This is a genomic window from Burkholderia sp. AU45388, assembly GCF_030481585.1.
GTDB lineage: Bacteria > Pseudomonadota > Gammaproteobacteria > Burkholderiales > Burkholderiaceae > Burkholderia > Burkholderia sola.
This window is the reverse complement of sequence record NZ_JAUJPV010000006.1, coordinates 80,545-106,755: the sequence shown is the minus strand read 5'-3', so window position 1 is coordinate 106,755 and position 26,211 is coordinate 80,545. Positions and strand designations below refer to the sequence as shown.

At 66.1% G+C, this 26,211-nt stretch carries 22 protein-coding genes; 12 read left to right on the top strand and 10 right to left on the bottom strand.

Going from position 1 to position 26,211, the window contains the following annotated elements; translation table 11 throughout:
• The first annotated feature begins 9 nt into the window (after nucleotides 1-9).
• Both QZM72_RS13710 and QZM72_RS13705 read left to right on the top strand, forming a co-directional pair.
• The gene (locus QZM72_RS13710; RefSeq protein ID WP_301738382.1) at nucleotides 10-1,107 is read left to right on the top strand and encodes a branched-chain amino acid aminotransferase; all 1,098 of its coding nucleotides are present in this window, start codon (nucleotides 10-12) and stop codon (nucleotides 1,105-1,107) included.
• Between the two features lie 101 nt (nucleotides 1,108-1,208).
• Nucleotides 1,209-3,104: an FUSC family protein gene (locus tag QZM72_RS13705; protein WP_301738381.1), complete on the top strand. Its 1,896-nt coding sequence runs from the start codon at nucleotides 1,209-1,211 to the stop codon at nucleotides 3,102-3,104.
• 201 nt (nucleotides 3,105-3,305) lie between these two features.
• On the opposite strand, the gene QZM72_RS13700 is transcribed toward QZM72_RS13705, so the two are convergent.
• Both QZM72_RS13700 and QZM72_RS13695 read right to left on the bottom strand, forming a co-directional pair.
• A complete protein-coding gene (locus QZM72_RS13700; RefSeq protein ID WP_301738444.1) occupies nucleotides 3,306-4,244 on the bottom strand; it encodes a response regulator in 939 nt (312 codons plus the stop codon).
• Nucleotides 4,245-4,311: 67 nt separating this feature from the next.
• Nucleotides 4,312-7,749, bottom strand: a complete 3,438-nt coding sequence (locus QZM72_RS13695) for an ATP-binding protein (RefSeq protein WP_301738380.1) — start codon at nucleotides 7,747-7,749, stop codon at nucleotides 4,312-4,314.
• Nucleotides 7,750-7,973: 224 nt separating this feature from the next.
• Here QZM72_RS13695 and urtA point away from each other — a divergent pair, with 224 nt between their 5' ends.
• The 8 genes from urtA to QZM72_RS13655 all read left to right on the top strand — a co-directional run bounded on the left by urtA (nucleotide 7,974) and on the right by QZM72_RS13655 (nucleotide 15,690).
• Nucleotides 7,974-9,248, top strand: coding sequence for an urea ABC transporter substrate-binding protein (urtA, locus tag QZM72_RS13690; protein WP_089470030.1), 1,275 nt, complete (start codon nucleotides 7,974-7,976; stop codon nucleotides 9,246-9,248).
• A gap of 55 nt (nucleotides 9,249-9,303) precedes the next feature.
• Entirely contained in the window at nucleotides 9,304-10,221 is a 918-nt protein-coding gene (gene urtB / locus QZM72_RS13685) for an urea ABC transporter permease subunit UrtB (protein WP_301738379.1), read from the top strand.
• A 55-nt stretch (nucleotides 10,222-10,276) separates the two neighbouring features.
• Nucleotides 10,277-11,446 (top strand): urea ABC transporter permease subunit UrtC, encoded by a 1,170-nt coding sequence (urtC, locus tag QZM72_RS13680; protein WP_301738378.1) that lies wholly within the window; start codon nucleotides 10,277-10,279, stop codon nucleotides 11,444-11,446.
• A 3-nt stretch (nucleotides 11,447-11,449) separates the two neighbouring features.
• Complete coding sequence (gene urtD / locus QZM72_RS13675) at nucleotides 11,450-12,193, top strand: urea ABC transporter ATP-binding protein UrtD (RefSeq protein ID WP_089470028.1); 744 nt, start codon at nucleotides 11,450-11,452, stop codon at nucleotides 12,191-12,193.
• Nucleotides 12,194-12,227: 34 nt separating this feature from the next.
• Complete coding sequence (urtE, locus tag QZM72_RS13670) at nucleotides 12,228-12,917, top strand: urea ABC transporter ATP-binding subunit UrtE (RefSeq protein ID WP_301738377.1); 690 nt, start codon at nucleotides 12,228-12,230, stop codon at nucleotides 12,915-12,917.
• A gap of 61 nt (nucleotides 12,918-12,978) precedes the next feature.
• Complete coding sequence (fmdA, locus tag QZM72_RS13665) at nucleotides 12,979-14,217, top strand: formamidase (protein WP_089470026.1); 1,239 nt, start codon at nucleotides 12,979-12,981, stop codon at nucleotides 14,215-14,217.
• Nucleotides 14,218-14,253: 36 nt separating this feature from the next.
• Nucleotides 14,254-14,589 (top strand): zinc ribbon domain-containing protein, encoded by a 336-nt coding sequence (locus QZM72_RS13660; RefSeq protein WP_301738376.1) that lies wholly within the window; start codon nucleotides 14,254-14,256, stop codon nucleotides 14,587-14,589.
• Between the two features lie 75 nt (nucleotides 14,590-14,664).
• Entirely contained in the window at nucleotides 14,665-15,690 is a 1,026-nt protein-coding gene (locus QZM72_RS13655; protein WP_301738375.1) for an aliphatic amidase, read from the top strand.
• 147 nt (nucleotides 15,691-15,837) lie between these two features.
• On the opposite strand, the gene QZM72_RS13650 is transcribed toward QZM72_RS13655, so the two are convergent.
• Entirely contained in the window at nucleotides 15,838-16,143 is a 306-nt protein-coding gene (locus QZM72_RS13650) for a DUF4148 domain-containing protein (RefSeq protein WP_089470024.1), read from the bottom strand.
• 278 nt (nucleotides 16,144-16,421) lie between these two features.
• On the opposite strand from QZM72_RS13650, the gene QZM72_RS13645 reads away from it, so the two are divergent.
• Nucleotides 16,422-16,631: a hypothetical protein gene (locus QZM72_RS13645; RefSeq protein ID WP_301738374.1), complete on the top strand. Its 210-nt coding sequence runs from the start codon at nucleotides 16,422-16,424 to the stop codon at nucleotides 16,629-16,631.
• Between the two features lie 349 nt (nucleotides 16,632-16,980).
• On the opposite strand, the gene QZM72_RS13640 is transcribed toward QZM72_RS13645, so the two are convergent.
• From QZM72_RS13640 to QZM72_RS13625, 4 genes are all read right to left on the bottom strand, one after another.
• Entirely contained in the window at nucleotides 16,981-18,447 is a 1,467-nt protein-coding gene (locus QZM72_RS13640) for an efflux transporter outer membrane subunit (protein WP_301738373.1), read from the bottom strand.
• Entirely contained in the window at nucleotides 18,440-19,645 is a 1,206-nt protein-coding gene (locus tag QZM72_RS13635; protein WP_301738372.1) for an efflux RND transporter periplasmic adaptor subunit, read from the bottom strand. Before QZM72_RS13635 ends, QZM72_RS13640 begins: the two co-directional genes overlap by 8 nt.
• Nucleotides 19,635-22,889 (bottom strand): efflux RND transporter permease subunit, encoded by a 3,255-nt coding sequence (locus QZM72_RS13630; protein WP_301738371.1) that lies wholly within the window; start codon nucleotides 22,887-22,889, stop codon nucleotides 19,635-19,637. Before QZM72_RS13630 ends, QZM72_RS13635 begins: the two co-directional genes overlap by 11 nt.
• A 345-nt stretch (nucleotides 22,890-23,234) precedes the next feature.
• Complete coding sequence (locus QZM72_RS13625) at nucleotides 23,235-23,462, bottom strand: hypothetical protein (RefSeq protein WP_301738448.1); 228 nt, start codon at nucleotides 23,460-23,462, stop codon at nucleotides 23,235-23,237.
• On the opposite strand from QZM72_RS13625, the gene QZM72_RS13620 reads away from it, so the two are divergent.
• The gene (locus QZM72_RS13620) at nucleotides 23,424-23,846 is read left to right on the top strand and encodes a hypothetical protein (protein WP_301738370.1); all 423 of its coding nucleotides are present in this window, start codon (nucleotides 23,424-23,426) and stop codon (nucleotides 23,844-23,846) included. The genes QZM72_RS13625 and QZM72_RS13620 overlap by 39 nt on opposite strands.
• Before the next feature lie 53 nt (nucleotides 23,847-23,899).
• Here QZM72_RS13620 and QZM72_RS13615 read toward each other — a convergent pair whose 3' ends face one another.
• From QZM72_RS13615 to QZM72_RS13605, 3 genes are all read right to left on the bottom strand, one after another.
• On the bottom strand, nucleotides 23,900-24,658 hold the full coding sequence (locus tag QZM72_RS13615; protein WP_301738369.1) for an SDR family oxidoreductase: 759 nt from the start codon (nucleotides 24,656-24,658) through the stop codon (nucleotides 23,900-23,902).
• A 152-nt stretch (nucleotides 24,659-24,810) separates the two neighbouring features.
• On the bottom strand, nucleotides 24,811-25,182 hold the full coding sequence (locus QZM72_RS13610) for a hypothetical protein (RefSeq protein WP_144030156.1): 372 nt from the start codon (nucleotides 25,180-25,182) through the stop codon (nucleotides 24,811-24,813).
• Nucleotides 25,183-25,216: 34 nt separating this feature from the next.
• Nucleotides 25,217-26,161 carry a LysR family transcriptional regulator gene (locus QZM72_RS13605; RefSeq protein ID WP_089470019.1) on the bottom strand — a complete coding sequence of 315 codons (945 nt, stop codon included), beginning with the start codon at nucleotides 26,159-26,161 and terminating at the stop codon, nucleotides 25,217-25,219.
• Between the last annotated feature and the right edge of the window lie 50 nt (nucleotides 26,162-26,211).

Here is a 26,211-nt window from a genome sequence, read left to right as displayed (position 1 = left end):
GGGCAAACGATGAGCACCGATTCCGTCCAGCACTTCGAATTCGAGAAAAATCTTTACCCCGTCGCGGCGGCCGAGCGCGCCGCGCTGCTCGCCAATCCCGGTTTCGGCCGGGTCTTCACGGATCACATGGTGACGATCCGGTACTCGGCGGACGAAGGGTGGCATCACGCGAAAATCGGGCCGCGCGAATCGTTCCGGTTCGATCCGGCGACGCTCGTGCTGCACTACGCGCAGGAAATCTTCGAGGGCTTGAAAGCCTTTCGGCTGCCGGACGGCGGCGCGGCGTTGTTCCGTCCCGATGCGAATGCGCGGCGCTTTCGTCATTCGGCCGAGCGGCTCTCGATGGCGCCGTTGCCGGAGGCGATGTTCGTCGAATCGGTCCGTGCGCTCGTCCGGGCCGATCGCGACTGGATGCCGGCGTTCGACGGCGCGGCGCTGTATTTGCGGCCGTTCATGATCGCGACGGAGGCGGTGCTCGGCGTGAAGCCGTCGCCGGAGTACCTGTACTGCGTGATCGCGACGCCGGTCGGCGCGTACTTCAAGAGCGGCGCGTCGGGCGTGACGCTGTGGGTGTCGGAGCAGTACACGCGGGCGGCGCCGGGCGGCACCGGCGACGCGAAATGCGGCGGCAACTATGCGTCGAGCCTGGCCGCACAGGCGGAGGCGACCCGCGAGGGCTGCGAGCAGGTGGTGTTTCTCGATGCGGTCGAACGCCGCTGGATCGAGGAACTGGGGGGAATGAACGTGTTCTTCGTGTTCGACGACGGGTCGATCCAGACGCCGCCGCTGAACGGGACGATTCTGCCGGGCATCACGCGCGCGTCGTTGATCACGCTGGCCCGCGATCTGAACTACACGGTGCGGGAAGAGGGCTACACGATCGAGCAGTGGCAGGCGGATGCGCGCAGCGGCCGACTGGTCGAGGCGTTCGCGTGCGGCACGGCGGCGGCCGTGACGGCGATCGGCCGGGTGAAGGGCCGTGCGTACGACTTCACGATCGGCGACGGTGGCGCGGGGCCGGTCACGTCGCGCCTGAAAGCGGCACTGCTCGATATCCAGAACGGGCGCGCAGCCGATCGCCACGGCTGGGTGGACCGCGTGTTTTGAGTTCGGCACGGCGGCCGTCGCGTCTTGCGACGGCCGTCCTGAAAGCCGCGGCCGGCATGCCGGCCGGAACCAGACGCATGGCCTCCTGGAATGTTTCGATCATGTCAGTTGTTTCGTTGTCACGCGCCATTGACCGCCTGTTCGTTGTCGACCCCGGTCTTCATCGACTGCTGGGCGGTGCACGCGCCGCACTGGCGAGCGTGCTTGCCGGCGCGCTCGCCATTGCATCGGCGCTTCATCTCGGTTTGGCGATCACCACCGGCGCCGTGGGCATCCTGTTCGCGATGATCGCGCCACTCTTCCTGCGCGATGTTCGCCGGCCGGACTGGTATGAATCGCTTGCGTGGCAATACGGCGTCGCCTGCGCGAGTTTCGCCGCGGCCGCCGTCGCGAGCGCGTGGCCAGCCGTCGGCAAGGCGGGTTTCGTGATCGTGCTGTTCTGTTCGATGCTGTGCCAGACCCAGGGGCCGCGCACGATCGGATGTGCGTTCCTGGCGATCGCGATGTACTACCTCGGCCTCTATCTGCATCCGGCCGCGCCGCAGGTCGGCCATATGCTGGCGATGTCGATCGCGGGCCCGGCGGGTGTCGTGCTCGTCTGCCGGATGCTGTTGCCGACGCATGCGGCGCACACGCCCCGGCTGATCGCGCGCTCGGTATCGCTGCAAGCGGCATGCATCGCACGAAGCGACGTGTCGGACGCGGGCGCGCTGGATGCGATGGCGCATTTGCTCGCATTGAACGAAGCCGCCATCGCGCTCGAGCATCACGCGTCGACACTCGACGAGCGCGACGCGCGTGCCTTGCACGCCGCGCTCGTCGCATTGGAGATCGCCGCGGCCCGGCGTGTGCTGAAACACGACCGGACGGATGCCGCCGCCGCGGCGCTACGCGCGGCGATGGCGCGCTTCGATAGCGTCGCCGGCGAAGTGGCGGCGCGCATGACCGCCGCACGTCCGCCCGCGTCGCCGCGGCATGCGCGGGCGCTTCGGTGGGGCGCCGACTGGCGCACGCTTGCATGGTTGCCGGCGATCCGCGCCGCGGCGGCTGCGTGCGCCGCGATGTTGATTGGCGAGACGCTGTCGTCGGAGCGGTGGATGTGGGCGGTGCTCAGCACGTTCGTCGTGTTCTTTGGCACGTATTCGTGCGCGGACACGATCTATCGCGGCACGCAACGCGTCGCAGGTACGCTCGCCGGCGCGCTCGCGAGCGTACTCGTCGTCAGCGCCGTTCATCATGCGAATGCACTCGTGGTCGTCGTCATGGGCGTGTGTGTGTTCGCCTGGGCGTACCACATCCTGCACGCCTACGGGCGCGGCGTATTCTTTCTGACGGTGCTGATCGGCCTCGTCTATGCGCAACTGGGGTTCGAGATCGGCGCGCTGGCGGAGCTGCGTATCGGCGAGGTATTGATCGGCTGCGCGGTTTCGCTCGCGGCGGCGATGCTGGTGATGCCGCTGGCGGCGTCGCGCCACATCGCGACGCGCTCGCACGGCCTGTTGGCCGCGCTGCGCGAACTCGTGCACGCGCGCGACGACGGCACACGGCCGGAGGCGGCGCAGACGCGCGCGGTCGATCGCCGTTTTCACGAGGTGCGGATGGCGATCAGGCCGTTGGCGGCGTGGCGCATGCTCCGTGTCTCCGGCGATGCGCGACGGTTGTCGGACACGCTGCTGGTCTGCTGGCTGTACGGCCGGATCGTGGCGACGCTTCTGCCCGTTGAAGCCGGCGCTCCGGCTGTCGCCTTCGAGCGGCGTACGCGCGCAGCCATCGTCACGCGAATCGAGGCGTTGATGAGCGATGCGGATCACGGCCGATCGATGCCGCTCGATGCGGCTGCGAGTGTCGGGCACGGAACGCTCGCGATATCCGGCGATCTTTCGTTGCCGCCCCATCGGGAACTGGCCCGGCTCGATGTCAAGTTGACCGAACTCAACCGCGCATTCGAAGATGCGCTGTTCGGAAAAAACATGGGCGAGGAGCGGTGGCGGAAATAACCGCTGCGCTCGCATCACGCGCCCGTCGAGTGCCGGCACGTGTGCGGGTTCGATAGGAATCGGCCGATCTCGCGCGACGGGCTACCGATTTGCGACCGTTGGCGGTACCCGCCATCCGCCAACGATCGTTCGGGCGGTCGTTCAACGCATCGCTCCGCCAGCAACGTTCTTTCCACCGATGTGCGGGAAAGCGATACCTTTTCACGTGCGCTCGAGCATCTTGATCGCCGCGGCGGCGGCTCCCGCGCGGGTCTCGACATGTAGCTTGCGGAACAGGTGTTCGAGATGCTTGTTCACCGTGCGCGGGGCGATGCCCAGAATGTCGCCGACATCGCGGTTGGTCTTGCCGTGCGACACCCACAGCAGCACTTCGGCCTCCCGCATCGTCAGGCCGAAGCGTTCGGCGAGCGCATTGCAATGCACGGTGTCGTCTCTTTCCTTGAGCACCACGATCCATTCGCCCGGTTCCGGGCCCAGCGTCGCACTGGCCGAGCGGCGTATCTGGCCCGAGCTGAATTCGTGGACGGCGTCGCCTTGGGCGCCGCGCGCGAGCCAGTCGATGAACCAGGTGCGCAGCGGCGCAGGCAGTTTCGGCGGCGCACCGGTATCGCGCGCGTTCGCGGTTGGCGCGGCATCGGCGGGAGCGTCATGCGCTGCCGTGTATGCAGCGAGATGATGCGCAGCCTGCGGACTTTGCCACCGAATCGTGCCGTCCGCACCGACGATCAGCGCCGCGCGCGTGTCGAGCGACAGTGCGGCCTCCGCGTACAACTGGGCGCGTGAGCGCCGCACGTGGGCACCGATGCGCGCGCACAACTCTTCGGGCTGCACCGGTTTGGTCACGTAATCGATGCCGCCCACGCGAAAGCCGCGTACGACATGTTCGCTCTCCGTCAATGCCGTCATGAAGATCACCGGCAGATGCTCGTGTCGTCCGTCCTGCTTGATACGCACACATGTTTCGAAGCCGTCCATGCCGGGCATCATGGCGTCGAGCAATACCACGTCGGGCGTCACGCGCGCGAGGCGTTTGAGCGCGTCCTCGCCGGACAGCGCGACGATCACCGCGTAGCCGTGCGCCTGCAGCGTATCGGAGAGGAAGGCGAGGTTCTCCGGCGTATCGTCGACGATCAATATCATGGGCCGTTCGCGCAGCCACGCGGCCGGGGCGTCGACGATCGGGGCAGCCACGATCGGGGTGGGCGCGTCATGCGTTCGCGCCGCGCGCGAGTCGGTCAAGTTCATGCTCGAGTTCCCTTAGCTGAAAGCGTTCCGCCAACGCGCGCAACGCGTCGATTTGTTGCAGCAACCCGGGCCAGGCCTCGCGGGCGGCGTCGAGCTGCTCGATCACGCCCTGTACGTAGCCGACTTCGAGATGCGCATGCAGATGTTCGATGAGTTCGCGTGGCCACACGGCAGGTGGGGGCGGCAGTGTCGCGGCAGGCAGGCTCGCCGCCGGTAGCGCGCTCGTGTTGGTTTCGGATGCAATCCAGTCGAGTGCAAGCAGTTGTGCAAGCTTGTCCAGCAGCAGGTTCACCTGCAGCGGTTTCACCAGATATCCCTTGCATCCGGTCGCGCTCGCACGGTCGCGGTCGTCGGCGAACGCGTTGGCGGAGAGCAGCACGATGGGCGCGTTCGACAACTGATTCTCGGAGATCAGGCGGCTGGTTTCGTAGCCGTCCATCAACGGCATCGAAATGTCCATGATGATCGCGTCCGCCGTGTGAATCGCCAGCCAGCGCAGCGCATCGGTGCCGCTGGCCGCTTCGGCGACGTCGAAGCCGAGCGGTGTGAGCAACTGCACGACGATGTCGCGCTGATCGTCGAGGTCGTCGACCACGAGAATGGTGCGGCGCGCACCCGTATAGCCGAGAATCGACGCGAGTTCGGCGTGGGTTTCGGCCGCCGTGTCGACGGCCGGGGCGAACAGGCGCACCACGAAGCGCGTACCGTGCCCGACTTCGCTGTCCACTTCGAGGCTGCCGCCGAGCGCTTGCGTGAGCAGGCGGCAGATCGTCAGCCCGAGGCCGGCGCCGTGATCGTACGCATGGGCCGCTTCGCCGCGTTCGAACGGCAGGAACAGGCGCTCCATTTCGGCGGGCGGGATGCCGGGGCCGGTATCGATCACCTCGAATTTGAGCGTATCGAGCACGTGACTCACGCGCAGCGTGATCGTGCCGCTCGACGTGAAGCGGATCGCATTGCCGATCAGGTTCGTGAGGATCTGACTCATGCACTTCTGGTCGGTGCGCACGGTAGCCGGCAGCCGGCCGACCGTCTGCACGTCGAAGGCGAGCGCCTTTTCGAGCGCCTGCGGACGGAGCATCGACGTCAGATGCGCGACGAAATCGGCGAGGGATACCTTGGCGACGTTCAATTGAAGCTTGCCCGCCTCGATGCGCGCGATGTCGAGCAGGCCGTCGACGAGCGCGAGCAAATGCTCGCCGCTGCGATGGATCGTGCGCACGGCGTTGTAGCGGGTGGGCGCGAGTTCTTCCTTCGCCTGCAGCAGTAATTGTGCGTAGCCGAGAATGCTGTTCAGCGGCGTGCGCAACTCATGGCTCAAACCGGACACGTAACGGCTCTTGGCCCGGTTGGCCGATTCCGCGGCGGCGGTCGCGCGCTTGAGCGCCGCGTCGGTTTTCTGATGCGCGTCGATCTCGAGCATCAGCAATTCGTTTTGCCGCTGCGACTCTTCCTGCGTGACGCGGCGGTTTTCGCGCTCCAGCACGAACCACCAGGCCGCGATGCAGCCCACCAGCGACAGCGCGAGAAAGATATTCAGAAAACTGCCCGCAAGCGCATGGCCGATCGACGGCCCGGCGGCGCTCATCGAAGTCGCGCTCTGCGACCAGATCAGGTAGAGCACGCTGCCCAGCACGGCGAGCATGGCGAGCACGAGGCTCGCATAGTGGATGAGGCGCAGTGCGGCGGGGCCGAGCCGCGCGCCGGGCAGCACGCGATGCAGCGCGCGGTCGGCTTGCGACGTGAAGCGCGCGTGCGGCTTGCAGCGATCGTGGCAGCGCGAGTCGAGCGAGCAGCATAGCGAGCAGATCGTGCCGCCGTAGGCCGGGCAGTACGCCGTATCGTCGGGTTCGAAGGTGTTTTCGCAAATCGCGCAGCGCAGCGAGGTGGCGTCGCCGGTCGGTTGCGCGGCGCGGGCAATGTAATAGCGGCCGCGTGTCAGTATCGCGAGCACGGGTGCGCACGCGAACGCCGCGCCGAACGCGATGAACGACGACATCGCCTGGGCAAGCACGCCGAACAAGCCGCTATGCGCGAGCATCGCGACGGCCGCCGCGATCAGCATCGCACCGACGCCCACGGGGTTCACGTCGTAGAGGTGCGCGCGCTTGAATTCGATATGTCGCGGGCTGTAGCCGAGCGGCTTGTTGATGACGAGATCGGCGAACAACGCGCCGATCCACGCAATCGCGATGTTCGCGTAGAGCGACAGCACCTTGGCGATCGCATCGAACACGCCCATTTCCACGAGCAGCAACGCGATCATGACGTTGAACACGAGCCATACCACGCGGCCCGGATGGCTGTGCGTGAGCCGCGCGAAGAAATTGGACCACGCGAGCGAGCCCGCATAGGCGTTGGTCACGTTGATCTTCAACTGCGAGACGATCACGAACAGCGTCATCGCGGGCAGCGCCCAGCTCGCGAGCCCCAACGGATCGAGCAGGAGATGATAGGCGACGAGGTACATCTGCGTCGGCTCGGTGGCGTGGCTGGCATCGACTTCGTACTGGAGCGCGATGAAGGCGAGCAGGGCGCCGCCCAGCATCTTGAGCGCGCCGGGCACGATCCAGCCCGGCCCCGTCGAGAGCAATGCGAACCACCAGCGCGTGCGGTTCTTCGCGGTGAGCGGCGGGAGGAAGCGCAGATAGTCGACCTGTTCACCCACCTGCACGATCAGCGCGAACACGACCGTCGACGCCTGGCCGAAGGCGACCAGGCTGAAAGCGCGGCCTTGCGGCGCGAAGCCCGCGAAGGTGGTCCATTGCGCGATCAGGTCGGGATGGCGCCACAGCACGGCAGCGTAGGGCAGCACGAACAAGACGAGCCACAGCGGCTGCGTCCAGCTTTGCAGGCGGTTGATCAGCGTGATGCCGAACATGACGATCGGAATCACCACGAGCGAACTGACGACGTAGGCGATCGCCAGCGAAATATGGAAATAAAGCTGGAGCGCGAGCGACATGATGGCCGCTTCGAGCGCGAAAAAAATGAACGTGAACACCGCGTACAGCAGCGACGTGACCGTCGAGCCGATATAGCCGAAGCCCGCGCCGCGCGTGAGCAGGTCCATGTCCACGCCGTAGCGCGCCGCGTAATAGCTGATGGGCAAACTGGTGAGCCAGATCAGCACGGAGACGGCCGCAATGGCCCAGACCGCGTTCGTGAAGCCGTAGTTGACGACCAGGCTGCCGCCGATCGCTTCCAGCACCAGAAACGACACGGCGCCGATCGCCGTGTTGGCCACGCGCAGCTCCGACCAGCGCCGGAACGAGCGCGGCGTGAAGCGCAGCGCGTAGTCCTCGAGGGTTTCGTCGCCGACCCACGCGTTGTAGTCGCGACGCACCTTGACGATGCGTTGCGTACCGGGCGCGCCCACTGACGGGTGACTCTGGGACATGAAGATGATCCGAAATGGTGCGAAAGCGGCGCGAGCGGGGCGCGAACGGCACAACGGCGGGCCACACCGCTCAGGATCGCCCTGCAATGCAAATTACATTCCAGTCCACGCACCGGGAATACGTCGATTGACGTATTCCGATCCTCAAATTGGCTTTCTACATTGCGTCCAACCTCGACCCAGCCCGCAGCGCTCCGCGCCGGGCACCCGATAAGGAGAACGTGATGTCCGCAGACGATCGACTCGATGACGATGCCCGGATGCCTTCGCCGCTGCGCCGGAAAATGCTCGGCGGTCTCGCCGCCGCGCCGCTGATGGCGCTTGGCCTGCCGCGCGGCGCGTTGGCGCAGACGCCGCCCACGGCGAAGGTCAACACCACGCGCCTCGCGGTCACGGACACCACGGTGACGGTCGGCCAGCTTCACTCGGCCACGGGCACGATGGCGATTTCCGAAACCGGCTCGATCCAGGCCGAGCGCCTCGCCATCGAGCAGATCAACGCGATGGGCGGCGTACTCGGCCGCAAGGTGCAGATCATTCAGGAAGACGGCGCGTCCGACTGGCCGACCTTCGCCGAAAAGTCGAAGAAACTGCTGGAGAACGACCACGTCGCGGCGGTGTTCGGCTGCTGGACCTCGGCCTCGCGCAAGGCGGTGCTGCCGGTATTCGAGAAGGACAACGGCCTGCTCTATTACCCGACCTTCTACGAAGGTCTCGAACAGTCGAAGAACGTGTTCTACACCGGCCAGGAAGCGACCCAGCAGATTCTCTGGGCGCTCGACTGGGCGTCGAACACGAAGAAGGCCAAGACCTTCTTCCTGATCGGCTCCGACTACATCTGGCCGCGCACGTCCAACAAGATCGCGCGCCGCCATATCGAGCAGCATCTGCACGCGAAGGTGGTGGGCGAGGAGTACTACCCGCTCGGCACGACCGAATTCGCGTCGCTGATGAACAAGATCAAGCTCGCGCGGCCGGACTGCATCTTCGCGACCGTGGTGGGCGGCTCGAACGTGGCGTTCTACAAGCAGCTCAAGGCCGCGGGCATCACGCCGCAGAAGCAATTCCTGCTGACGCTGTCGGTCACGGAAGACGAAGTGCTCGGCATCGGCGGCGACAACTTCGCGGGCTTCTATTCGTCGATGAAGTACTTCCAGTCGCTCGATAACGAGAACAACAAGAAGTTCGTCGCGGCGTTCAAGGCGCGCTACGGCCAGAAGTCGGTGATCGGCGACGTGACGCAGGCGGCCTATCTCGGCCCGTGGATCTGGAAGGCCGCGTGCGAGCGCGCGGGCAGCTTCGACGTGGACAAGGTGGTCGCGCACTCGGCGGGCATCGAAGTGGCGAACGCGCCGCAAGGCTACGCGAAGGTCGATGCGAACCACCACCTGTGGAGCCGCTCGCTGATCGGGCAGGGCCAGGCGGACGGCCAGTTCAAGGTCGTCGCGCAGTCGGAGCAACCGATCCAGCCGAATCCGTTCCCGAAGGGCTATATGTAATCCGTCAACCGCAGCGGCGCGGCGGCCGATGACGCCGCCGCGCGAGGAGCGTTCGATGTCCGCTACCGATATTTTCAACATCACGCTGATGCAGGGCTTCGCCGGTCTGAGTCTCTTCAGCGTCCTGCTCCTGATGGGGCTCGGGCTCGCCGTGATCTTCGGCCAGATGGGCGTGATCAACATGGCGCACGGGGAATTCATGACGATCGGCGCGTATACGGTCTACATGTTCTCGTGGTTTTCGCAGAACGTCTGGCACGCGCTCACGCCCGTGTATTTCTTCTTCGCGATTCTCGCGGCGTTCGCGCTGGCCTTCGCGGCGGGCTGGCTCGCCGAGTGGGCGCTGATCCGCCATCTGTACAAGCGTCCGCTCGACACGCTGCTCGCCACCTGGGGCTTGAGCCTCGGCATGCAGCAGGTGTTCCGCTCGACCTTCGGGCCGAAGGAAGTGAGTCCGGCGCTGCCCGACTGGCTGATGGGTTCGTGGGAGCCCACGCCCGGCCTCGACATTCCGGTGAGCGGCATGTTCGTGATGGGCCTCGCGCTGTTGATGACGGGCGGCCTGCTGCTCGCGCTCTATCGGTTGCGCTGGGGCTTGCGCGTGCGCGCCACGGTCGCGAACCGGCCGATGGCGAACGCGGCAGGCATCAACACGCGGCGTACCGACCGCATGACGTTCGCGATCGGCTGCGGGATCGCGGGCGTGGCGGGGGCGGCCTTCACGGCGATCGGCTCGACGGGCCCGACGAGCGGCTCGCTCTATATCGTCGACTCGTTTCTCGTCGTGACGTTCGGCGGCGCGGCGAGCCTGCTTGGCACCGTGGCGTCGGCGTTCGGCATCGCGCAGATGCAGTCGATCAGCGAGTTCTTTCTGTCGGGCTCGATCGCACGCGTGCTCACGCTGCTCACCGTCGTCGTGATTCTCATGCTGCGTCCGCAGGGCCTGTTCGCGTCGAAGGTGCGACGCGTTTAAGCCCGCGCTCATGCACAAGCCTCATTCACAGCTTCATTCGACTGGAGAGATGGACATGGAACCCATCCAACCCGCGGCGGTCGGCGTATCCCCGCGATCCGGCCGGGGTGCGCCGCCGGCCGGCTGGCGAGCCCGCGTGGCGCGGCTCGACACGTCGGGCTACGCGGGCATCGTGCTGCTCGCGCTGCTGATCGTGGTCGTGTTTCCGCTCGCGCTCGACACGTTCCGCCTGAACCTGATGGGCAAGTACCTTACCTACGCGTTCGTGGCGATCGGCCTCGTGATCGCGTGGGGCTACGGCGGCGTGCTCAGTCTCGGCCAGGGCGTGTTCTTCGGCCTCGGCGGCTACGCGATGGCGATGTTTCTGAAGCTCGAGGCGTCCGATCCGGCCGCCACGCACACGCAGACCACGCCGGGGATTCCCGACTTCATGGACTGGAACCAGCTCACCGCACTGCCCACGTGGTGGAAGCCGTTTCACTCGTTGCCGTTCTCGATCCTCGCGGTGCTCGTCGTGCCGACCGCGCTCGCTTTCGTGATCGGCTACGCGATGTTCAAGCGGCGCGTGGGCGGCGTGTACTTCGCGATCATCACGCAGGCGGTCGCGCTGATCCTCTCGGTGCTGATCATCGGCCAGCAAGGCTATACGGGCGGCGTGAACGGCATCACCGATCTGCGCACGCTGCTCGGCTGGGACATCCGCACCGATCACGCGAAGCTGATCCTGTACTTCGTGAACGCCGCGTTGCTGATCGGCGCGCTGCTCGCCGGCCGCTGGGTTCAGCGCAGCAAGCTCGGCACGCTGTTGCTCGCGATGCGCGACAAGGAAGACCGCGTGCGTTTCTCGGGCTACGACGTCGCGATGTTCAAGGTGTTCGCGTTCTGCCTGGCGGCGATGCTCGCGGCGATCGGCGGCGCGATGTTCACGCTGCAGGTGGGCTTCATGTCGCCGTCGTTCGTCGGCATCGTGCCGTCGATCGAAATGGTGATCTACGCGGCCATTGGCGGGCGCATGTCGCTGGTCGGCGCGGTGTACGGCACGATTCTCGTCAATCTCGGCAAGAGCTGGTTCTCGGAGAGCTTTCCGAACCTCTGGCTCTATCTGATGGCGGCGATGTTCATCGGCGTGGTGATGGTGTTTCCGAACGGGCTGGCCGGTCTCTACGACGAGCATGTGCGCCCGCGCGTGCGGCGGCGGCTCGGTGCGGCGAACGAGGAGGCGTGAAGCATGAGCAATACCGACTTTCTGCTCGCGATCGAGGACCTGACCGTGTCGTTCGACGGCTTCAAGGCGATCGATTCGCTCAATCTGTATCTCGAACGCGGCGAGCTGCGCGTGGTGATCGGCCCGAACGGCGCGGGCAAGACCACGCTGCTCGACCTCATCTGCGGCAAGACGAAGGAAACGGCGGGCAGCATCAAATTCCGCAACGAGGAAATCACGCATCTCGCGGAATTCCGCCGCGTGCGCAAAGGGATCGGCCGCAAGTTCCAGACGCCGTCGATCTACGAAAACCTGAGCGTGGCGCAGAACCTCGAGGTGTCGTTTCCGCGCGGACGCGGCGTGTTCGGCGCGCTCGCCTATCGCGAGGATGCCGACGTGGCCGATCGCGTGCGCGACGTGGCCAACGAAATCGGCCTCGCCGCCGCGCTCGATCTGGAAGCGGGGCTGCTGTCGCACGGCCAGAAGCAGTGGCTCGAAATCGGCATGCTGCTCATGCAGGATCCCGAACTGCTGATGCTCGACGAACCGATCGCGGGCATGAGCGTGCGCGAGCGCGAACTGACCGCCGATCTGCTCGACCGCATCTGCCGCAACCGCTCGATGATCGTGATCGAGCACGACATGGCCTTCGTGGAGCGCATCGCGCACAAGGTCACGGTCATGCATCAGGGGAAGATTCTCGCGGAAGGGCCGATGGCGCAGGTGCAGGCCGATCCGCGCGTGATCGACGTCTACCTGGGTCATTGATTCGGTTACCGAACGACAACACGGAGAACACATCATGCTGGAAGTCGACGATCTCGTCGTCAGCTATGGGCAGAGCGAAGTGCTGCACGGCATCGACTTTTCCGTCGCGCAGGGCGAAAGCGTGGCCGTGATGGGCCGCAACGGGATGGGCAAGACCACGCTGTTCAAGGCGCTGATCGGCATGCTGCCCGCCAGTCGCGGCACGGTACGCGTGGCCGGCGCCGACGTTTCGAAGGACGAGAGCTACCGCCGCGTGTCGAAAGGCATCGGCTACGTGCCGCAAGGACGGCAGATCTTCGCGTCGCTGACCGTCGAGGAAAACATTCAGACGGGCCTCGAAAATGCGCAGAGCCAGCGCGTGCCCGACGAACTGTACGCGTTGTTTCCCGTGCTGTTCGACATGAGAAAGCGCAAGGGCGGCAATCTGTCGGGCGGCCAGCAACAGCAACTCGCGATCGCGCGCGCGCTCGCGACCGACCCGAAAGTGCTGTTGCTGGACGAGCCGACCGAAGGCATCCAGCCGTCCGTCATCAAGGACATCGCCAAGGCGCTCAACCAGATTCGCACGAGCCGCAACATCGCCATCGTCGTATCGGAACAGGTGTTGAGCTTCGCGCTCGACGTGGCCGACCGCCTGTTCGTGATCGAGGGCGGGCGCTTCGTGCACCAAAGCACGCGCGATGCGGGCGACACCGACCGCATCCGCGAATATCTGTCCGTCTGAGCGCGGTGCGGCGTTCGCGCGCCGCGCCGTCTGTCAATCCGCGAACCCAGGAGCGAACGCCATGCCCGAGACTCTCATCAAGGTCGATCTGAACCAGTCGGCTTACGAAAACGAACAGGTGCACAACCGCTGGCACCCCGACATTCCGATGGCCTGCTGGGTCAAGCCCGGCGACGATTTCATCCTCGAAACCTACGACTGGACCGGCGGCTTCATCAAGAACGACGACAGCGCCGACGACGTGCGCGACATCGACCTGTCGATCGTGCACTTTCTGTCCGGCCCGGTGGGCGTGCACGGCGCGGAGCCGGGCGACCTGCTGGTGGTCGACCTGCTCGACATCGGCGCGAAGGCGGATAGCCAATGGGGTTTCAACGGCTTCTTTTCGAAGACGAACGGCGGCGGCTTTCTCACCGACCATTTCCCCAGCGCGCAAAAATCGATCTGGGATTTTCATGGTGTCTATACGAGCTCGCGCCATATTCCCGGCGTGAATTTCGCGGGCCTGATTCACCCGGGCCTGATCGGCTGCCTGCCCGACCCGACGCTGCTGGAGACCTGGAACGCGCGCGAAACCGGCCTGATCGCCACCGCGCCCGATCGCGTGCCGCCGCTCGCGAATCCGCCGTTCGCGGCCACCGCGCACATGGGCAAGCTCGCGGGCGAGGCGCGCGACCAGGCGGCCGCGCAGGGCGCACGCACGGTGCCGCCGCGCGAGCACGGCGGCAACTGCGACATCAAGGATCTGTCGCGCGGCTCGAAGGTGTTTTTCCCCGTGTACGTGGATGGCGCGGGCCTGTCGGTCGGCGACCTGCACTTCAGCCAGGGCGACGGCGAGATCACGTTCTGCGGCGCGATCGAAATGGCCGGCTGGGTGCATATGCGCGTGAATCTCATCAAGGGCGGCATGGCGAAATACGGTATTCGCAACCCCGTCTTTCAGCCCAGCCCGATCACGCCGACCTATAACGATTACCTCATTTTCGAGGGCATTTCCGTCGACGAGCACGGTGGGCAACATTATCTCGACGTCACCACCGCGTATCGCCAGGCGTGTCTGAACGCGATCGAGTACCTGAAGAAATTCGGCTATTCAGGGGCGCAAGCGTATTCGTTGCTGGGCTGTGCGCCGGTGCAGGGGCATATCAGCGGCGTGGTGGACATTCCGAACGCGTGCGCGACCTTGTGGCTGCCCACACAGATCTTCGACTTCGACATTCGCCCGAATGCCGACGGCCCGATCCGGCACATCCAGGGCGGCGTCGATCTGCCGTGTTCGCCGGATCTCGCGAACGCGTAACGACACATTGAAATGACGCAGGAACAGGAGGCCGTCATGCCAATCTACGACTTCGAATGCGCAAGCTGCGGGCCGTTCTCCGTGATGCGCCGCATCGCGGATCGCGAGAAACCGTGCCGCTGTCCCGACTGCGGCGCGGAAGGTGGGCGCGTCATCAGCGCGCCATCGCTGGCGCTGATGGGGGGCACGCGTCGCGCCGCGCACGCGACCAACGAACGTGCCGCGCACGCGCCGCGCCAGTCCGCCGACGGGCCGCCGCTACGTTATCTCGCCGGTTGCAGTTGTTGCTCGGGCGGCGCGTCGAAGCTGGCGGGCACGGCGTCGGACGGCCTCAAGCGGCCGGCGGGGCGTCCGTGGATGATCAGCCACTGAGGTGTGCCGCGCGCGAGCCGATGCCTGCGAACAGGCCGTCGCGCGCGGCGTCAACGAGTTCAAGGAGGAAGCGTCATGCGACATGGTGATATTTCGAGTAGCCGCGACTGCGTGGGCGTCGCGGTGGTCAACTACAAGATGCCGCGTCTGCACACGAAGGCGGAGGTGCTCGACAACGCGCGCCGTATCGCCGACATGGTGGCAGGCATGAAGCAGGGTTTGCCGGGCATGGATCTCGTGGTGTTTCCCGAGTATTCCACGCACGGCATCATGTACGACCGTCAGGAAATGTTCGACACGGCGTCCACGATTCCCGGCGAGGAGACGGATATTTTCGCGGCGGCGTGCCGCAAGGCCAACGTGTGGGGCGTGTTCTCGATCACGGGCGAGCGCCACGAGGCGCATCCGCGCAAGGTGCCGTACAACACGCTCGTGCTGATCGACAATCGCGGCGAGATCGTGCAGAAGTATCGCAAGATCATGCCGTGGACACCGATCGAAGGCTGGTATCCGGGCGATCGCACCTATGTGACGGATGGGCCGAAGGGCCTCAAGATCAGCCTGATCATCTGCGACGACGGCAATTATCCGGAGATCTGGCGCGACTGCGCGATGAATGGCGCGGAGCTGATCGTGCGCTGCCAGGGCTATATGTACCCGGCGAAAGAGCAGCAGGTGATGGTCGCGAAGGCCATGGCGTGGATGAACAACACTTACGTGGCCGTGGCCAACGCCACCGGCTGGGACGGCGTGTATTCGTACTTCGGCCATTCGGCGATCGTCGGGTTCGACGGGCGCACACTCGGCGAATGCGGCGAAGAGGAAATGGGCGTGCAGTATGCGGAGCTGTCGCTCGGCATGATTCGCGACGCGCGGCGCAACATGCAGTCGCAGAACCATCTGTACAAGCTGCTGCATCGCGGTTATACCGGCACGATCCATTCCGGCGACGGCGCGAATGGCGTCGCCGAATGCCCGTTCGGCTTCTATCGCGACTGGGTTGCGGATCCCGACGCGATGCGCCGCCGTGTCGAAGCGCTCACGCGCGCAACGCCCGGCACGCCGGAGTGCCCGATCGACGGCATTCCGCACGAAAAGTGAGTATGCGCGCCGTGAGCATCGGGCGTTCATCGTGCGGCAGGTGCGGTACGCCATTCGGTTTTTTGCCGCGGCAAGGAAGTCTTCGATGAGTCGCGCTACTTCGGTCGGCGCCTCTAGCGTCGAGCGGCTTGGGTTCCCCGGGGCGATTCAGTTACCGCTCGACGCGACGGTATTGGCCGCCCCGGCACAATCGTGCCGGTACTTCTGCATCAGGCGCGCCTGCGCCGAATCGATATCGTCGGGATAGCTGCTCTCGTCTCCGGACGACGGGTCGTAGCCGACGGATTCCAGCTCGTTCAGTTCGTTGACGAGCTGTCGGTGGGAGACCTGTCCGTTCGTGTGCACGAACGGATAGTCATGGCATTGCGCCGGCGTAAGTTTCGTCTCGGCATGCGCGGAGACGCTCAATGCGAGCATGGCGGCGCAGACGAGGTAGCGGGCGGGGTGATTCATCTTCGGCTCCTGGATAGCGTTGAATAGAGGCCGTACGGCAGGATGCCTGCGTCGGCCGCAAGACGAAGATTAGGGACAGCGGGCTATCCAAACAGCAGCGCGAGGATGAAACATGTTTTATGCAAACCCGGATCGGGTCATGCACGGGCTGCCGCATGCGCTAAAAGTTAAAGAATCCTTCATGCGCGTGTGCCCGGATGGTCAGGCGCAGCGGCGTATCGTCGAGCGATGGATCAATCGAAGCCGCGCACCGCGCGGTGCGCCCAGGGGGTAACGCAATGAAATCAACCGTCATGATGGCCGGCCTGGTCGCGCTCGCGTGTTCGTCGCTGCCGGCGTTCGCGAAGGTGCAGGGAACCGGACTCGCGATCGCCGATGTGACGCTCGCGCACGCAAAAGCCGAACATAGTGATCGTGCGATCGATGCCGAACGCAATCTCGCGTCGCATCGCGTGGACAGATTGGGCGCACAATCGCACCACGGCTGATCTGCCCGACGTCCGGATCGATAAGGTGACCAGCTACGGTTACCCGGTGACGCTGCCGGACGCATGAACGCGCGGTTCCGGCCGCGCAACGAACATGACGGGCGCCCTGCGATGGCAGAGGCGCGGCGTGTCGGTGCCGCGCACGGTCGAGGACAAGCATGAGGCACGGACATTAGCGGATCGGCATACGCAACGTGAAAAGAAATTCATGCATCGGTGTGCAGTCGCGGCGGCATGAAACCGGCACGTCGTGAAGCATTCCGAGTAGTCGGGCCGACGTAAAAAGCGGCACCCGTCATCGCGACGGGTGCCTCGAAATGCGACACGCCTCGTCCGTGTCGCAAGGGAATCAGTTCGCTGAACGGGGCGTCGTCGCGGCCGGCGCTTGCGTACCGGATGCGGCCTCATCCGTCGACCACCCGCCACCCAGCGCGGCGATCAATCCCACCGCCGCCAGTTGCCGGCGCGTGTCCAGCTCCAGCATCGCGACCCTGGTATCGAGTTCGGTGGCCTGCGCCGTCACCACGTCGAGATAGCTGACGACGCCGTCCCGATAGCGCGACATCGACAACTGCAACGTGCGTTCGGCCGCGTCGAGCGCCTCCTGCTCGCGATCGGCTTCGTCGCCGAGGTGGTGCGCGAGTGCGAGGTTGTCTTCCACCTGCCGGCACGCATCGAGCACCACCACGCGGTATTTCGCGCCGTTTTCGGCCAGCCGCGCGCGCGCCTGGTCGGTGAGCGCCTGGCGCCGGCCCCCGTCGAACAGCGTCAGCGCGAGGCTGGGCCCGATCGACCAGATCTCGTTCGGCGCGCTGAGCCAGTGGCCGAGGCCCGAGCTCTGGTAGCCGCCGACCAGCCCGAGCGTGATGTCGGGGAAGAACGCCGCGCGCACCACGCCGATCTTCGCGTTGGCGGCGGCCATGCGCCGCTCGGCGGCTGCGACGTCGGGACGCCGCTGCAGCAGCGTCGCGGGAATGCCGGCCGGGATCGTCGGCAGATACGCCGCGTTCAGGTCCGGCGTCAGCGAGAACGACGACGCCGGCACGCCCGTGAGCGTCGCGATCGAATGCTCGTCAAGCGCGCGCCTCGCTCGTATATCCTCGGCCGACGCGCGGGCCGAATCGAGCTGCGTCTGCGCGCGCGACACGTCGAGATCGGACGCGATGCCGCCCGCGTGCCGGCTCATCGTCAGGCGTAGCGCGCGCTGATACGTGTCGATCGTGTCGGCCAGCAACTGTTGCTGCTGGTCGAGCCCGCGCAGGCTGAAATACGCGTGGGCGAGGCTGGCTTGCAGACTCAGCCGCACCGACGCGAGATCGTCCGCGCTGGCCTGTTCGTCGGCACGCCCGGCCGCGACTTCGTTGCGGACTTTGCCCCACAAGTCGAGGTCGTAGTCGAAGCGGGCGTCGAGTGTGTTGTCGCCATAGACGTTCGGCTGGTTCGAGCCGCGCAGCGGCCGCGTGGCCGATTGACGGTTGCTCGAGAGCTGCGCGCCGAGACCGATGGTCGGGAAGAGGCCCGAGCGCGCCTGATCGAACAGCGCGGCCGCTTCGTCGTGGCGGGCCACGGCCGCGGCCACGTCGGGGTTGGCCGCGGCCACCCGGGCTTCGAGCCGGTCGAGTACGGGGTCGCGGAATGCCTTCCACCAGCCGTCGCGCGCGATGCGGTCGGCCGGCTTCGCGGGCTGCCAGCCGCCCGCTTCCTTGAAGCTGGCCGGCAGCGCCGTTCGCGGCGCGCGATAGGCGGGCGCGAACGAGCACGCGCAGAGGAACGCGACGCCGGCGAGCATCGCGCAGAGCCGAAGCCGCTTAGCCATGCGCACGCTCCGTGTCGTGCTTGGCCGATGCAATGGTGGGGGCCGGTGCCGCGAGCCTGACCGGGTCGCCGTCGGCCAGCGAGTCGGGCGGGTTGTCGATCACGCGATCGTCCGGCGCGAGGCCGGTCGCGATCTGCACGTGCGTGCCGAGATCGGTCGCGATCGTCACGGGCTTGAATACCGCGCGATTGTCCTTGCCGACCACGGCGACCTGCAGGCCGGCCTGCCGGAAGATCAACGCGCTGGCCGGAATCGTCAGCACGTGGGTGCTGCCGGCCGGCAGCGCGAAATGCACTTCGGTGTATTCGCCGGGGATCAGCTTGCCGTCGCGGTTGTCGACCATCAACTGCACGAGCAGCGTGCCGGTCGAATCGGCGATCGAATCGTCGGTGTCGGCGAGTGTCGCCCGGAAGGTCTCGCCCGGATGCTCCGGCACGGTCAGCGTGGCAGTCATGCCGGGGCGGATCGCGGCGGCCTCGTTCTGCGGCACGCTCACGTAGACGCGCATCCGGTGGACGTCGGACACGGCAAACAGCTCCGGGCCGGTGCCGCCGCCGGCCGAGATCAACTGGCCGATGTCGGTCTTGCGCGCGGTGACGACGCCGTCGAACGGCGCGACGATGCGCTTGAACGCCTCCAGTGCCTCGAGGCGCCGCACGTTGGCCTCGTTGGCGGCGACGATCGCCTGCTTGGCCGCGAGGTCGCTGGTCTTTTCGTCGGTTTCCTGCTGCGACACCGAATCTTGCGCGAGCATCCTGGTCCAGCGCGCGGCCGTGGACGCGGCCAGCTTCTCGTTGGCGAGCGAACTTTGCAGGTCGGCGCGCGCCTGCAGCAATTGCTGGTCGAGTTCGGGCGTATCGATCAGCCCGAGCAGTTGCCCTGACTTCACGTGCGCGCCGATATCGGTGTACCACGCATGCAGATAGCCCGACACCTGCGCGTGGATCGGTGCGCTCTCGAACGCGGACAGGTGGCCGGGCAGCACGAGCGCGGCGCCTGCGTCGCCGGCCGACGGCGTGTACGCGGCCACGGTCGGCACCGCCTGTTCGGCGGACCAGGTGGTCATGTCCTGTTTCGCGTGCGCGCGGCCGACGATGCCGGTCGCGACGATGCCGACCGCGATCAGCGCGGTGAGCGTGGCGACGAGCTTGAGGTTGGGCAGCCGTTTCGGCGACTTGATATCGATCTCAGTGGACATGGGAAGCTCCGGACGCGGAAAGGGAAGAGGCGCGGGAAGCGTCGTGCTTCAGCGCGTCGCGCCGATGCACGAGGCTGAACACGACGGGAACGAAGAACAGCGTCGCGATCGTCGCGCATGCGAGGCCGCCGATTACCGCGCGGCCGAGCGGCGCGTTCTGCTCGCCGCCGTCGCCGAGGCCGAGCGCCATCGGCGCCATGCCGATGATCATCGCGAGCGCGGTCATCAGCACCGGGCGGAACCGCGTGAAACCAGCTTCGAGCGCGGCGGCCAGCGCGTTGCCGGTGTCGGCCAGGCGCTCGCGCGCGAAACTGACGACGAGGATCGAGTTGGCTGTGGCCACCCCCATGCACAGGATCGCGCCGGTCAACGCCGGCACCGACAGCGGCGTATGCGTGGTGAACAGCATCCAGACGATGCCGGCCAGCGCCGCGGGCAGTGCCGAGACGATAACGAACGCGTCGGCCCACGAGTGGAAGTTCACGACGATCAGCAGGTAGATCAGCACGATCGCGCCCACGAGGCCGAGCAGCAGGCCCGCGAACGCGCCGTTCATGGTCTGCACCTGGCCGCGCAGCGTGACGGTCGAGCCCTTGGGCAGATCCTTTGCGGTGGCCTTGACGATGCCGTCGATGTCGGCCGCGACCGCGCCGAGGTCGCGCCCCTGGGTAGTCGCATAGATGTCGAACAGCGGCTCGATGTCGTAGTGCGACACCACCGCGTTGCCGACACCGCGCGTGATCGTGGCGAGGCCGCCCAGCAACTGGGACTGGCCGTTCGCGCCGGTGACCGGCAGGTTCTGCAGCGCCGACAGCGTGGTCATCCTGTACTGCGGCGTTTGCGCGACGATCGGATAGGACACGCCGTTGTGCGGGTTGAGCCAGTAGGTCGGATCGACCTGGCTGGTGCCGGCGAGCGTCGCGACCACCGAGTTCGTCACGTCCTGCTCGGTGATGCCGAGCTGGTCGGCGCGCGTGCGGTCGACCGTCACCGTGAACTGCGGATAGGTGCCGGCCTGCTGGATGCGCGGATCCGCGACGCCGGCGATCAGGCGCAGCTTGCGGTACAGCTCGCGCGCATAGGCGAGATTGGCCTGCTGGTTCGGGCCGGCCACCTGCAGGTCGACCGGCGCCGGTGCGCCGAAGTTGAGGATCTGGCTGACGATGTCGGCGGGCAGGAACGAGAACGTGGTGCCCGGATAGGCGCGCGGCAGGCGTTCGCGCAGCGTGTGCACGTAGTCGGCGGTCGGCGCGTGATCGCGCGACAGCGAGATCAGGATGTCGCCGTCCTGCGGCCCGAGCGTGCCGCTGTTGTTGTAGGTCAGATTGATCCCGCTGTTCGGCAAGCCGATGTTGTCGATCACTTCGCGCAACTGCGCGGGCGGAATCACGCCGCGAATCGTGTTCTCGATGCGGTCGAGTTCGGCGGCGGTTTCCTCGACACGCGTGCCGACCGGCGCACGCACGTGTAGCGCGATCTCGCCGGAATCGATGGTCGGGAAGAAATTGCGGCCGAGCCACGGCGCGAGCAGGAAGGACGCGGCCACGATGCCGAGGAAGGCGCCGACGAACGGCTTGCGGCGCGTGAGCGCGAGGCCCAGCAGGATCCGGTACGACGCGCGCACGGCTTCGAAGCGGCGCTCGAAGGCGCGCTGGAAGCGCACCAGCGGGTTGCGCGCTGGCGGGACGTCGTGCGCGCCGGCATGGCCAGCGTGCGGATCCATCACCGCGGCAAGTTCGCCCGACGCGTGACCGGCCGATGCGTGCGGCTTGAGCAGGTATTGCGCGAGCATCGGCACGAAGGTGCGCGACAGCACGAACGACGACGCCATCGAGAAGATCACCGCCTTGGCCATCGGCACGAACAGAAAGCGCGAGATGCCGTCGAGCATCAGCATCGGCACGAACACGATGCAGATGCACAGCAGCGAGACGAGCGCCGGCATCACGATCTGCTTCGCGCCGTCGACGATCGCGGTGCGCGTGTCCTTGCCCTGTTCGAGGTGCCAGTTCACGTTCTCGATCGTCACCGTCGCGTCGTCGACCAGGATCCCGACCGCGAGCGCGAGGCCGCCGAGCGTCATCACGTTCAGCGTTTCGCCGGTGGCCGCGAGCAGCGCGATGGCCGAGAGCACGGCCAGCGGGATCGACGCGGCGATGATCAGCGTCGAGCGCCACGAGCCGAGGAACAGCAGGATCATCAGCGAGGTCAGCGCCGCGGCGAGGATGCCTTCGCGCGCCACGCCGCTCACGGCGCCCTTCACGAAGGTCGACTGATCGCCCATCGTGACGAGCGTCAGGCCCGGCGGCAGCGTCTGTTCGACCAGCGGCAGCTTCGCCTTCACGCCGGCGATGATGTCGAGCGTCGAGGCGGAGCCGTTCTTCAGGATACTCATCAGCACCGCGCGGTGGCCGTCCACGCGCACGATGTTGCCTTGCGGCGGGTAGCCGTCGCGCACGTGCGCGACGTCACGGATGTCGATCGTCGTGCCGTCGACCGACTTGATCGGCAGGTCGTTCAGCGCATCGAGCGAGAGCGGGCTGTTGTTGAGCTTGATGTTGTATTCGAAGCGGCCGATCTTCTGCGTGCCGGCCGGGATGATCTGATTCTGCTGCGCGAGTGCGTGCGCGACGTCCTGCGCCGACAGCCCTTTCGACTGCAGCGCCTGCGGGTCTAGGTCGATCTGCACTTCGCGCGCCTTGCCGCCGTACGGCGTCGGAATCGCGACGCCGGGCACCGACAGCAACTGCGGTCGAATGAAGTTGACCGCGTAATCCTCCAGCTTCTGTTCGTCGAGCGTGTTGCTGGTCAGTGCGATTTGCAGCACGGGCACGGTCGACGCGTTGTAGTTGAGGATCTGCGGCGGCGTGGTGCCGGGCGGCATCTGCTTGAGCACGGTCTGCGAGATCGACGTGACCTGCGCGGTCGCCGTGCGGATATCGACCGTCGGCTGGAAGAAGATCTTCACGATGCCGTAGCCGCGGAACGATTGCGACTCGATGTGCTGGACATCGTTGACCGTCGTGCCGAGCGTGCGCTCGTAGTACGTGATCACGCGTCCGGACATGTCGTCCGGCTGCAGGCCCGCGTAGTTCCAGACGACGCTGATCACCGGAATGCGGATGTCCGGAAAGATATCGATGGGCGTGCGGACTGCCGCGAGCGGGCCCGCGATCAGGATCAGCAGCGCCAGTACGACGAACGTATAGGGCCGGGCGAGCGCGAGCCGGACAATTTTCAGCATGAGGTGCTGCTCCGTTCAATATCGTCGTGAAGAAGAGCCGGCTGTGCGCGTCCTCGGGAAAGACCCGATGCGCAACCGATGACCGGATTCTGCGGAGCGTCCACTAACAGCCGGTCGCAAAAAAGATGAAACAAGTTTTAAGGAACGGGCGGGCTCAGCCGGGCAGGTGGTCGCGAGCCGCCGACCGAAGCGGTAGCCCGCACGGCCTCGAAGATCGTCGTGCGCGTGAGCACGCGGCCAGCGTTGCGCGTCAGGAATGCGAGCAAGTGGCACTCGGTCGGCAGCCGCGCGCCGTCGACCCGGTGGCCTTCGTCACGCAGCGTATGCGCAATGTGATCGGCGGAATCAGGCAGCGGCGAGCTGCATGGCGACGCGGTCGGGCACGCGACAGTGGTCGACCGCGTAACCGATGAAGCCGCGCACTTTCCCGGCGCTTTCTAAAAAAAGCTTCATGCGCGGATCGCCGATCTTCAGCCGGTTCGCGTGTACCGAGGTCGATACTTGGATCGTGTAATTCCGGCAAGGACGACAAACATGGCACAACCGTTGAGCATCAAGATGATCGAAGAGCACGGCAAGCTCGTGGTGCTGATGTCGATCGAACGGGGCGCGGCCGTGCTCGATCCGGAAGACGTGGACGCGGTCATCCAGTACTTGAGCTTGCTGCGCGCGTCGATGCGGCCGGCGGTGCCGGAGCGTCCGCCGCACGGGCAGCCATTCGTGACGGAAATGGATCCCTGCTGGTATGCCGAGCGCCATCCGCTGGAAGGAGGCGTGGTGCTGTTACTGCGTCATGGCGGGCTCGGCTGGGCAAGCTTTGCACTACCGCCGCGCAGCCTCGAACGGTTGCACGCTTCGCTGGCGCAACTGCTCGAGGACGAGCGGCGGGCGATCGGCCTGCCGCACCGAATCCGTGCCGTAAGCGCGCTGGCATGCAGCGGCCGCGCGACGGGGTGATTCGGCAGCAGTCAATGCGTGATGCTGCCTCCCGGCGCCAGTCGCACCGCGCGCTATCCGCGCCCGACGAACGGCATCGTCGTCGCCATGATCGTCATGTTGAGGATGTTGGTATCGAGCGGCAGATTCGCCATCTGGACGACCGCATTCGCGACATGCGCGACGTCCATCCGCGCCTCGGGCGCCAGGCTGCCGTCCGCTTGCGGGACGCCTTGCGTCATCCGTTCCGTGAGCGACGTCGCGGCGTTGCCGATGTCGATCTGGCCGCACGCGATGTTGTAGCGGCGGCCGTCCAGCGCCAGCGACTTCGTGATTCCGGTCACCGCGTGCTTGGTGGCCGTGTACGCGATCGTATCGGGGCGCGGCGCGTGCGCCGAGATCGAGCCGTTGTTGATGATTCGGCCGCCCTGCGGCGTCTGCGTTTTCATCAGCCGCCATGCGGCGCGCGCGCACAGGAATACGCCGGTGAGGTTGGTTGCGACGACGCTGTTCCACACGTCGAGTTCGTATTCGTCGAGGGACACGACCGGGGCGTTGCGCCCGGCATTGTTGAACAGGACATCGAGCCGGCCGAACCGTTGCGCGATCTGTGCGAACGCGTGGTCGACCGATGCTTCGTCGGTGACGTCGACCGGAAACACCTCGGCGTCGCTGCCGGCGACGCGGATGGCGTCCTGCGTGTCGCGCAGCGACGCCTCAGTGCGCCCGAGCAGCGCGACGGTGAAGCCGGCCTGGGCGAGTGCGATGGCCGTGGAGCGACCGATGCCGGAGCCGGCACCCGTGACGGCGGCGAATTTCTTCGAGACGGACATGGCGTGATTTCCTGCGGGTTGAATGGCGGGGGAGGCGGGCGAGGGTCGATGCCGTCGCCACTTCGGCAATGTAGTCGAAATGCACGACCGGCCGGTTGATGCAGAGCCGCGAAGCGCGATTGGCCGCGCGACACGCTCTCGCGATCGGTCGACTATATCGCCGTGGCGTTTGGCGCGCGCGGCAGCAAATCGATCCGGCTTCGCGTCAGGCATTGTGGCCAGGTCGCCGCCACGCCGTTGTGCGCGACGACGACGAAGTTCGTGAATGCGCGATCGGAAACGAGCATCTGCCCTTTGCCGATGTGTTCGCCGATAAAAGCGATGGCGGGTTCGATCGGCAGAAAATCGCCGATCTTGCGACGAACGTGGATGACGACGTCCGCGGAACCGATCGTCGACAGCATCTTCCAGAGAAGGTCGCGATCGACGCTGCCGGTCGACAGTAGATGAATCCATTCGCATTTGACCAGTTCCACGTCGGGACGATGTTTGAGATAGAGCGCATGCACGCGTCTGGGATTCATCGATGGGGTTCTCCGTGACAGGCGATCGCCATGATCATGTCCGCCGGCCGGCCGCGGCCTTTCGCGTTCGCGCACCGGTTTCCGCAAACAACTCGACCACCACATCGCGCAGCCAGCGGTTCCCTTCGTCCTGATTGACCCGCGTGTGCCACAGCATATGGATCGGCGCGCCGGGCAGCGTGACGGGCAGCGCACGCCAGCCGAGCGAGAACGGCGCGGCGAGTTGCAACGCGAGGTGCTCGGGCACCGTCGCGATCAGGTCGGTGCGCTGCAGGATGTAGCCCACGCTCATGAAATGCGGCACCGTCAACCGCACCTGGCGCTTCACGCGGCGACGCGTCAGCCATTCGTCCACTTGCCCGTGCCCGGTGCCGGCCGACACCACGACCAGATGTTCGGCGTCGCGCCACGCGTCGACCGTCAGCGGCGCCCCCTCGAGCGGATGCCCGCGCCGGAACAGGCATACATAGCGCTGATCGAACAGCCGGCGCTGATAGAACCCGCCCTTCAGTTGCGGCAGCAGGCCGATCGCGAGATCGACGCGGCCGTCGGCCATTTCGTCGCCGAGATTGACGCTCGTGTTGCGCACGGTGTTCAGCGCGATGCCCGGCGCCGCATGCGACAAGTGTTCGAGCAGCGCGGGCAGGAACACGACTTCGCCGATATCGGTCATGCCGATCGTCAGCGTGCGCGTGGCGTGCAGCGGATCGAAGCCGGTGTCGGGGTTCAGCGCGGCGTGCAGCGTCGCGAGCGCCTGCGACACGGGTTCCGCGAGACGCAGCGCGAACGGTGTCGGCACGACGCCGCCGGGCCCGCGCACGAACAGCGGATCGCCGAGCCGGCGGCGCAGCTTGGCGAGCGCGTTGCTGACGCCTGGCTGGCTCATGTTCATTTGCTCGGCGACGCTCGATACGCGCCGTTCCTGCATCAGCCGCTGGAAAAGCAGCAGCAGGTTGAGATCGATCTCGCTCAGTTCCATCGTTGCGCGTAGCCCGGTTCATTGCATTCAGTGATGAAGCAGATTCATTT